7 protein-coding genes are annotated in these 10563 nt (G+C 38.3%); 6 read left to right on the top strand and 1 reads right to left on the bottom strand.

The window, feature by feature from the left end:
- Nucleotides 1-323: NAD-binding protein (locus ACP45E_RS11000; protein ID WP_141707299.1), on the top strand; the 323-nt coding region annotated here is incomplete at its 5' end.
- Between the two features lie 488 nt (nucleotides 324-811).
- Here ACP45E_RS11000 and ACP45E_RS10995 read toward each other — a convergent pair.
- A complete protein-coding gene (locus tag ACP45E_RS10995) occupies nucleotides 812-1504 on the bottom strand; it encodes an oligogalacturonate-specific porin KdgM family protein (RefSeq protein WP_017036040.1) in 693 nt (230 codons plus the stop codon).
- Between the two features lie 514 nt (nucleotides 1505-2018).
- Here ACP45E_RS10995 and ACP45E_RS10990 point away from each other — a divergent pair.
- From ACP45E_RS10990 to ACP45E_RS10970, 5 genes are all read left to right on the top strand, one after another.
- Nucleotides 2019-3794: a sodium:solute symporter family transporter gene (locus ACP45E_RS10990; RefSeq protein ID WP_017036039.1), complete on the top strand. Its 1776-nt coding sequence runs from the start codon at nucleotides 2019-2021 to the stop codon at nucleotides 3792-3794.
- Nucleotides 3795-4233: 439 nt separating this feature from the next.
- The gene (locus tag ACP45E_RS10985) at nucleotides 4234-4683 is read left to right on the top strand and encodes a hypothetical protein (protein ID WP_017037400.1); all 450 of its coding nucleotides are present in this window, start codon (nucleotides 4234-4236) and stop codon (nucleotides 4681-4683) included.
- A 74-nt stretch (nucleotides 4684-4757) separates the two neighbouring features.
- On the top strand, nucleotides 4758-5927 hold the full coding sequence (locus ACP45E_RS10980) for a hypothetical protein (protein ID WP_017037401.1): 1170 nt from the start codon (nucleotides 4758-4760) through the stop codon (nucleotides 5925-5927).
- Between the two features lie 179 nt (nucleotides 5928-6106).
- Entirely contained in the window at nucleotides 6107-9898 is a 3792-nt protein-coding gene (locus ACP45E_RS10975; protein ID WP_017037402.1) for an RHS repeat protein, read from the top strand.
- 22 nt (nucleotides 9899-9920) lie between these two features.
- A partial coding sequence (locus tag ACP45E_RS10970) for an RHS repeat-associated core domain-containing protein (protein ID WP_141707298.1) occupies nucleotides 9921-10563 on the top strand: 643 nt, incomplete at its 3' end.

The raw sequence follows: 10563 nt of genomic DNA, 5'->3' as shown, positions 1-10563 counted from the left end.
CTATGTCTCAAGCGTTTGCGGTTGCTAAAGCTGCAGGTGTTGACGGTCAACAATTATTCGACATCATGTCTGCTGGTCCATCTAACTCACCATTCATGCAGTTCACGAAATTCTACGCAGTAGATGGCGAAGAGAAATTAGGTTTCTCTGTTGCCAATGCAAACAAAGACCTGGGTTACTTCCTACAAATGGTTTCTGACTTAGGCACTGAATCGCCGATCGCTGAAGGTACTTCTAAAGCACTACAGGCAGGTGTTGATGCGGGTCTTGGTCAAAATGACGTACCGGTAATCTTTGACTACTTCACTAAACTAGAGAAGTAATACCGTTCAAGTTGGTATGATAAAGCCTTACCGCTAAGTGTTACGTTACAAGTAACGGCTTAGCGGAGAGGCTTTTTTTATGCCTGTAACGAAACCAAGCCGGGTGTATTGCTTGTGATCACTTAATACTGAACAATCATGCTCGTTAAACTTAAGTCCTATCTGAACCCATCAAGTCATCCAGCAGCATAAACAAATCAGCACACAAACAAGTCAGCAAGTAAAAATGTCAGACGGTTATTTATGTGCCGGTTGCAAACTTTCCCCCTGCTGTCCGTCTCTTTTTGTGTTGTGCCTATCGTTAGTTGAGTCGATTAGTCGATCATCTGGTCAAGCATGTTGAGCGATATTAAAGATTACCGAGTAGGATCAATACAAAGTTGCCAGACAAAAAAAGGACCAAACGATTCAACGTTCAGTCCTGTTTGTTTATTTCAATGTCCGTTCTACTTTAAGCTCGTAAGCTAGAGTGAACGACATTAAAGGAATTAGAAGCTATAAGTCACACCGATACGGCTACGTAATTCAAAGTCATTGTTGTAACCGGAAAAAGAGTCATCTTTCGTGTAAGAAGCGTAACCGAACTCAGCGTAAGGTGCCCATTGGCCCATGATGTAACGGACTGTTGAATTGTATTCGGTATTCGTCTCTTTATCTTTATACAGAATATAGTCGTCCGCTTTGTAGTAGTTAGCCTCCAAACCAAAGCGCCAGTTATCAACACTGTAGTTTATATTACCAGTTAAGCGGTGACGACGTTCGTTATCAGAGGTGTTGTTTTGGCGAATATCATAACGATAACGTGCACTTAAGCTTAGGCCTTCAATGCTCTCTAGTGAATATGTAGCACGAAGCTGTGGCTTATAGGTCATGCCTGAGCTACGACCTTCAATTGGCATACCGTATGTCAGTGTCCAGTTATCGTTTAGTTTTTGACGGTAGTTTAAACCTAGTTCCCAGCCATTATTTTGTAGATCTTTTAAGAACTCTCCGTCTTTACCTTTGAACTTAGCTTCTATGTCAACTAAGAAATTTCCAATGTTATCGGCCAGCTTTACACGTGTCGCATGTTGCTCAGAGCTGTTTTTGTATTCGTGACGAACATCGAAGGACGCCGCAGATGCAGCGCCTGCCGCCATTACTGAGGCAATTGCGATAACAAGGGTTTTCATTTGAGTCATGGTATTGATTCCATCTTTATATTTAACACTGCTCGGAACAGGAGACAGTACGCAGGAAAAAGACATCAAATTAATGTCTTAATGTATTACAAATGATACAGGGCATCTAAATAGATATCTGTGAATTTGATCGTATTGTTGAGAAAAAGTCACTTTAACAAATTCAAACAAACTCGAATGATATTGCGAAGCTTCCGAATTCAGTTTCTCATGTTCGTATTATTGTCCATGTTTAAGTAACTAAAGGTCAATTAGCCATTATAAATGGGCAACGGAGCAGAGTGTTAGTGAATAACACCTTAATTAATCCCCCGTATTTATCGATAGGCAATCTGCATTTTTAACTTGGTTAGTGGTTTTTTCTTATGAAAATACAACTTTGAACTTGATCACTTGTATGATTATTAAAATGGATTCGTTAGGGATCAACATCACGAACTTGAGTTATTGTACTACAAATATTTATGGGCCTTATTATAGTTAGCATAACGAAATGACACACTAAGGTTACAAAATGGAACTCAATACCCTCATTGTTGGCATCTATTTCCTATTTCTTATTGCGATAGGTTGGATGTTTAGAACATTTACCAGTACAACCAGTGATTACTTCCGAGGGGGAGGTAGCATGCTTTGGTGGATGGTCGGTGCCACCGCCTTTATGACGCAGTTTAGTGCGTGGACATTCACCGGTGCTGCAGGTAAAGCATTTACCGATGGCTTTGCAGTTGCCATCATTTTCATTGCCAATGCGTTTGGCTATTTAATGAATTATCTTTACTTTGCGCCGAAGTTCCGTCAGTTGCGTGTTGTCACTGTAATTGAAGCAATTCGTATGCGTTTTGGTAAGGTAAACGAACAAGTATTTACTTGGTCAGGTATGCCAAACAGCGTTATCTCAGCAGGTATTTGGCTAAACGGTCTTGCCATTATCGCATCGGGTATCTTCGGTTTCGATATGACAACCACGATTATTCTTACAGGTCTGGTTGTACTCGTCATGTCTGTAACAGGCGGTTCATGGGCGGTTATTGCGTCAGATTTCATGCAGATGGTTATCATCATGGCGGTAACGGTAACGTGTGCAATCGTTGCTGTTTATCACGGCGGCGGAGTGGGTAACATCGTTTCTAACTTCCCAACAGACTCGTTCATCACCGGTGATAACCTTAACTACCTAAGCATCTTTAGTATTTGGGCGGTATTCATCTTCTTAAAGCAGTTCTCTATTACGAACAACATGTTGAACTCGTATCGATACCTCGCGGCGAAAGATTCAAACAATGCACGTAAAGCGGCACTTTTGGCGTGTATTCTAATGACGTTAGGCCCAATCATTTGGTTTATGCCAAGCTGGTTTATAGCTGGACAAGGTGTTGACTTGGCAGCGCAATACCCAGAAGCTGGCAGTAAAGCCGCTGATTTCGCTTACCTATATTTTGTTCAAGAATATATGCCTGTTGGCATGGTTGGCTTGTTAATCGCTGCGATGTTTGCTGCGACTATGTCTTCAATGGATTCAGGTCTAAACCGTAACTCTGGTATTTTTGTTAAAAACTTTTACGAACCGATCTTACGCCCAGCCGCATCAGAAAAAGAGCTAGTCGTCGTTTCAAAACTAACGTCCACCTTCTTTGGTCTTGCCATTATCCTTGTAGCTCTGTTTATCAATTCGCTTAAAGGTCTTAGCCTGTTTGATACCATGATGTATGTCGGTGCGTTAATTGGTTTCCCAATGACGATTCCAGCATTCTGTGGTTTCTTTATTCGTAAAACACCAGACTGGGCAGGTTGGGGTACGCTAGTTGTGGGTGGCTTCGTTTCTTACTTTGTTGGCTTTGTTGTTACGGCTGACATGATTGAAGGCTGGTTTGGTCTTAATGAACTAACAGGTCGTGAGTGGTCTGATCTTAAAGTAGCGATTGGTCTCATCGGTCATGTTGTCTTTACTGCTGGCTTCTTTGTTCTGTCTACATTGTTCTACAAGCCTCTTCCTGAGCATCGTGAAAAAGACGTAGACAAGTTCTTTAATAATCTAGCGACGCCACTTGTTGCTGAAAGCACGGAACAGAAGAAGCTCGATAACAAACAGCGTCGTATGCTTGGTTCACTTATCGCGGTTGCGGGTGTTGGTGTCATGGTGATGTTTGTGCTACCTAACCCATTGTGGGGGCGTATGGTCTTCGTATTGTGTGGCCTGATTGTACTATCGGTTGGATTGCTTTTGGTGAAAGCGGTTGACGACAAAGTAGAGCAACCAGTAGAGGCACAGAGGGCAGAAAATAACTAATTAATACAATTTAATCGCAACATTTTAATACTAGCGGCCAACATGTTTGGCCGCTTTTTTATTACCTAAGAAAGCAAATAATCTGATATTTGGTTATTTACACCCCTTATAAGAACTCGCCCCAAGCATATAAAACTGACTTTACTTAATACAAACACCGAGATGCCCACATAAATATTAGACATAAACTTAGTTAAACGCAGTGTTTAGAAATATTAAGTTAAGAGTAAAGTTTCATGTAAAGTCGATTTTATGGTTTTTTTAATTTTTAATTAAACATTTCTCTGGTGTTTCATGTTGGTAATTCTATAAAAATAAAGAATTAAATATCGTTATAAAATAGAGTGAACTGCATGTACATTCATACCTGTCGATTGTAACGTTGTTTTAACTCAGAAATCTGAGTTATCCACTTTAACGTAACATAAAGGTAATAAATATGAAATATAACCACAAGCTAGCAATGTTTCTTACGTGCTTAACTATATTTACATTTCGTGCTAATGCGACGATGGTGCCTGAATTTGAGTTTCATGAAGGAACCCAAGGGAAGCAAGACACCGTATGTAACTTAACGGTTCTTCCTGGAAATGTTGAAAGTATTAATTTTAAGAAAGATGACTATGGTTGTGATAATGACAAAGCCAAATCTTTAACTCTCAGAGATGTTCCGGAAGGAACCGTTATAAAGATTTATGATGATCCTAAGCTTTCAAGTGGTGATGACTATCTCGTTATTACAGTAACTGAAGATATTTTCGATAGCTATATTATTGGGAATTTTGAACAATCCTACATCGATGAGACGGTCAATGTCTATTATTCCGAAGATAATGGACTAAACGGTAAAGTGTCTGCTGTCCGCATAGTGGTGCCAGAAGTAAACTAGTCCCTATCGATTAATTGCTTTATCAGTGCCTAAAACTGATTCAGTTATAGGCACCATAACCATAAGGTTCCTCTATGAAATCTCTAATTTTATTAGCTATATTATTACCTTCTTTGGCGTTTTCTTCAGAGTATCCAGTGAAAGAAATTGCCATCAGTCTATCTGGTTCCGACCAGGGCCAAATATTTTCCAATGGAAAAAATCAGATAGAAATATTTGTAAACGTTGAACTTGAAGAAGGAGAAGAAGTTGATTGGATTAAATTAATCCGTGAACAAGATGAAACTGATATTCAGGATCTAGGCTGGCTATACCGATCACCGTTGGGAGAAACAGACGAGTATTATATCAGTCAGGGAAAGTATGCTCGGCCTAATGAATTTTTAAAAACGACGCAAGGGAATCCATTTGGACCAAGCTATATGAATCAATCATATCGTATTCGTTCAAATTCTAATATTCCTTCTACTTACGAATATAATCAGAATTTATATTTATCTACTGATATTATTCATACAGCTGATATATGTGCTGAAGTTACGCTGAAAAGCGGATACATCGAGACAAGTTGTAAATACAGTGAGCCTTCTATTACGGTGAATGCAATTGCACCTAATATTATTCCTAGGAACCAGTTTTCATCCACCAACATTATAGACGAAGACGATATAGAAGAAAAAAACGATCTACGGCATTTTACCCACGTAAAAGCACTAGTGGGCCCTGCTCGTTTAGATGGTGCTATCCATTCAGTCTATATCGATAACTCGCCAGAAGATAGTCAACTGTTAATATATAATGGTACTCAAGTGACATTCGCTGGAGCGGATACGTCGGTATATTGGAGTGATAACAAGACATATCATTTATCTATGCCTGGATTGAAATATTTTAATTACTTAACTTTGGGGCGATTACTCGAAATTGATCTTAATTCGGTTACTACCGAAATCAATTCGTTAGCCAGTGGTTCAACTCATATTCTTAATGTTTTATCTATTCCCTATAACAAACAAGGGTCAACTTACGACACAATATGGGTTGAAAATGGAGGTGTGTACAAATCTTCATATAATGGGTGTTATTTTCCTCCAGAACGGGGTTATATAAGTTCCAATTCAGAGACTTGTTCAAAAGATATATCTGAAGCACTACTGGAAGAAATTAAAAATCGTAATCCAGAATTAGTTATTGTCGACAGGTGGGGTACGGAACACCGTATACTCATTGGAAGTATAATTTAGACTTGGTATTTAGGTGTGAAATATTAATTATCCGCCCACAATCTATTAAAATTTTAGTATTTAATTTCACATTTAATGAATATGGGCTAATAGATTTTTTATAAAATATAGCCGTTAAAATTTTTATTTATTATGTAATTAAATTTATTATAAGATAAGTTATTCATGAGGGATTATCGATGAGTGATATAGTCAGTAATGCATTTAATTTTTCAGAATTTATTAATTCTGGCGTAGATCCTCGCACAGGAAGTTACTCTATTAGCTTCACTCTAGGGGAATTACTTTCAAATCAACTTTCGGGGCCAAATTTTCAACTAACCATCAGTCATAATTGTCTTAATCACAATGACGAAGGGTTTGGCTTAGGCTGGTCATTAAGTATGTCTGGCTATGATAAGATAAATCGAAGGCTTACTTTAGGATCTGGAAGAAGCTTTGAAATTATACTTGGTAATAATTCCAATGAATTTTTTATGCCACATCGTAAAACAAAAGATGTTAGAGCATACCTAGTAGATAATGACGCCACGATAAAAGTGGTCTATAAAAGTGGAGAAATAGAGTATATTGACTATGATTCTGGTAATTTAATTAAAAAAGTTTCAAACTTAGGGCATGAAATATGTTTCTCTTACCAGTATTTTAATGGGCGCAGTGCTTTGCATAAAGTAATTGATTGCAATGAGCACTCTATTTCAATTGATCATTGGAGCCATAGGTATTACTCAATTATAAGTAGTGAAAATGCAAGTAGTGGATATTCTAGATCTTACTTACTGAGTAAGATATCACATGGCAATGGTGTATTACTCAATAGTATGTCTATGGTTAATAATAGTGATCTAGATACTAAGGTTGAGTATCAATATATTGATGAGTTAGATAATTATATTATTAGAAGAGTTGAACACCACTCAGGGCTTATTGAGGCGATAGACTACGACTATGAAGGGCATCTTCTTCCTGAAGGAAATGAAGACATAAGTTCTGTTCCTTCCGTTAAGAGGCACTTTCTTTATCCTGGATTAAATCAACCTTATATATTGAGTCAATATGAGTACTCTCTTAATAACTATCTTGGTCGAGGAAGTAATTTAAGATGGGAAAATGGCGTTGACTTGCTTTTCAAAACTGAATCAGATTATAAGTACTCTAGTAAGGAAACCGTTAATGGCTCCCTGTTAATTGAAAGAACATATAATAAATACCATTTGATTGAGTCGGAAATTTATACTAGAGATAGCGAACTTTATAAAGAAGTCGACCTCGATTATTTCGCCGACCTTACCAAAAGTATCGAGGATCAACCCGATAACTATTCCTATATAAAAAAAGAGACGACCACGTATTACCTTAACGAAGAACAACGTACTGAGACATTGGAATATAATTTTGACGATTACGGGAACTGTATTTTTGAGCGTGACAAAGATGGGACCGAGACCGTACTAGACTATTACTCTGCTGATGGGGAAAATAGTGACTGTCCACCACACCCTTATGGTTTTATCTGTTACTTAAAAAAAACAGAAACTCAACCGCTTAACACTCACTACGGTGAAAAGAGCATTTGGAAACGGTATCGATATGCCTTGATTACATGCCTGAATGATACCGACTGTATAGTTGAAACTGATGTACGTACCTCTTATGGGGAAACAACTGCAAGTACGTACTTTCAAGATCCGTCTGTTCCTGGTTCATGTGGGCTCGTGTCAAACATAATGGTGTCACTGAATGGAAACTCTTGTGGATCAATAACTTTTGAGTATAAATTTATAAATAATGAACGGATATCTTACGTTACTATGGAAGGGTTCGACGGAACAACAGCTACACGGATGGAAACACAAGACATTTATTCCGGAAACCTAATCAGTAAGGTTGATCATGAAGGTCTAGTCACACGTTATACCTACAATGAAAATGGGCAATACACGGTAATAGAGGTCGCTCCAGAAACAGACCGCTACGCCAATAAAATGTTTGATTACGATTATACGCAAGGTAGCAATAGTCTCTTGATCACCGGTTCCCAAGGGCACCACCAAAAATTCATTTACGACGGTATGGGGCGAGAGGTTTATCATTTATCCGAGGATGAATCAGGCATTTTCCGTATAATTGGCGAAACTCATTATGATGCAGAAAGTCGCGTCTTATATTCAATTGAGCGTGATTGGTATGACAGCGATCCAATAGAATATACCACGCGATATTATTACAATATATTTGGGGAACTGGATCACACGGTAATGCCTAATGGAAATGTATTACTCAGTAAATTCGATCCTGTAAAACTGACGACAAAAACGGGAATTGAAGGTCTGTCTTACGATATTATTCAATATGATATCAACGGTAAACCGGTTAATGAATCGAGGTTTACCTCTGACGGCCAATTCGATTCGAGTAGCCAACGATTCTACGATAGTCACGGCCAAACCGTCAAAGCAACCGATCCTTTAGGGCATTCTTCCTATTATTCTTACGATTATTTAGGGCGAAGCTTGACTGTAACGGATCCCACCAATACGGTTAAGTCACTAGAATACGCGCCTAACTCGGCCGATCCACTCATTACTAAAATACGTGTAGCGGGTAGAGTGGTCGGAGAGCGAACTTATGATGGGCTACAAAGGATTGTTGCGGAAACTCAGGGAGAAGTAATAACGTCTTATTCGTATCGTGATAACCAAACAAGCCCTAGCAAGCAATCCTCCTCACAACAGCCTACATGGTCATTTGATTATGATCCATTGCTGAAAAAAAATACCAGTGCATCCACAAACTTGAGTCATCTAAAATTTGAGTATGACTCTGTGACAGGTAAACTCATTTCAAGTGAGAATGAAAATAGTAGAAACATCTACGAATATGACCACCAAGGGAGACTTACAAAAGAAGTCAGAACAGTGAATGGTGTGTATTATGAATCAATATATAAGTATTCTATTCTAGGTGTTTTACTGTCGTATACCGATTACCTGGGTAATATCGAGAGCTACACTTATGATTGTAAAAAAAACCTTATTGAAATAAAAAAACATAGTCAAAATAAAATTTATGTAACTAGGTTTGAATACGATCAATATAATAGATTGATCACTCAGTCTTGTTATGACTCAGATGAAATAATAAATAATCGAGTGGATCACCATATCTATTGGGATTGTTTTACTAGAGAAATAAATAGAATAATAACAAAATCAGGAAATATCCTATTTTCCTTAAAAACAGAATTTGATCTAGCGGATAGAATAATCTCGAAAGAAAAATCAAAAGAAGGCGTGATTTTACAGAAAGAAGAATTTGGCTACGACGAAAAAAGTCGCCTCTTACGCTATAGTGTTTCCGGGCCAGAACGTCCTAATAACATCAATGAGTTTGAAATCGAGAGTCAAACTTTCACCTATGACAGCCTTGAAAATATCAGTACTGTTGTCTCTATTTTTAATGATGACAGTGAAGATATAGAAACCTACCACTACGATAATTTGGCCGATCCTACGCAATTAAGTAGAATAGAACACAGTCACCCAGAGATTAATACAGTCAGTGTTGAATATGATGAACGAGGAAACATCATAGTAGATGAACAGAATCGCTCTTATATTTATGACGACGATGATCATCTAGTATCAGTGAAAGATGAATTAGATGAAATTATATCAGACTATTCTTATAATGCAGAAGGGCAACTAATCAGTAAAAAAGGTGATGGGAGTGTAATCTCATATCTATATCGAGGAGATCAACTTATTAATGAAATCAGTCAAGAAGGAAGCACTAGTTACCTTCGCTATTTAAATAAACCCATACTCCGTTTATACAATGAAAAGAATTCTATGCTTCATCAATTTTTAGCACTCGATAAAAATGGTAGCGTACTTTCAGAAATTAGTTTCGGGGAAAATGAAGACAAAAACTATATTTACTTGCCATTTGGCTATAAAACTATCAATTAGTTTTTATATAGAGGGTAATAACATGATGGAAGATAACCTAAATACTCTTTTCCGACAAATTCTCACGCCTAAAATAGCGGATAAGAATAGAGTCAGGACGTCGAATAATGACCATGGTCTGGTCGATCGGCATGGCCAACCACTTAAAAAGTATAAGCAACAGAAGGATGCGATCATCACTCGCTCTGAACAGGATAAATGGATTGTTACCGACATCAAGAATTTGGACAGCCGATCTTCAGAAATATCACGAAGAGATTTCTTGCACAATAGCCTTCTTTTAATGTGTGGTTCTCTTCTTCCTATGCCCGGTAGTAGCGCTCTAGCGAGCCCCCAAACGATGTTATTCGAATCAAAAATTTTGCAAAGGAATATGCTGGGTTTTCATGGGGAACGCATGGATCCATCTACGGGGTTGTATCCAATGGGCCAAGGGTATCGCTGGTACAATCCGGTGTTACGGCGATTTTGCCAATATGATCGTAATGCTTCGCCGTTCGGAGTTGGTGGGGGGAATGGCTATGCTTTTGCGATGAATAATCCCATCGGAATCACTGATCCATCGGGGCACGGCGTTATCGCCGCTATCATAGCGTTCATTTCTTCAGTAATAGCGTCGGTGGGTTCAGCGATTTCTGCGACAGCAGGTGCGGTAACAGGCGCAG

The sequence above is a fragment of the Vibrio genomosp. F10 str. 9ZD137 genome (genome assembly GCF_049974785.1).
Classification (GTDB): domain Bacteria; phylum Pseudomonadota; class Gammaproteobacteria; order Enterobacterales; family Vibrionaceae; genus Vibrio.
Note: the sequence above shows the minus strand (reverse complement) of the source record. Positions and strands in the feature narration are given on the sequence as shown.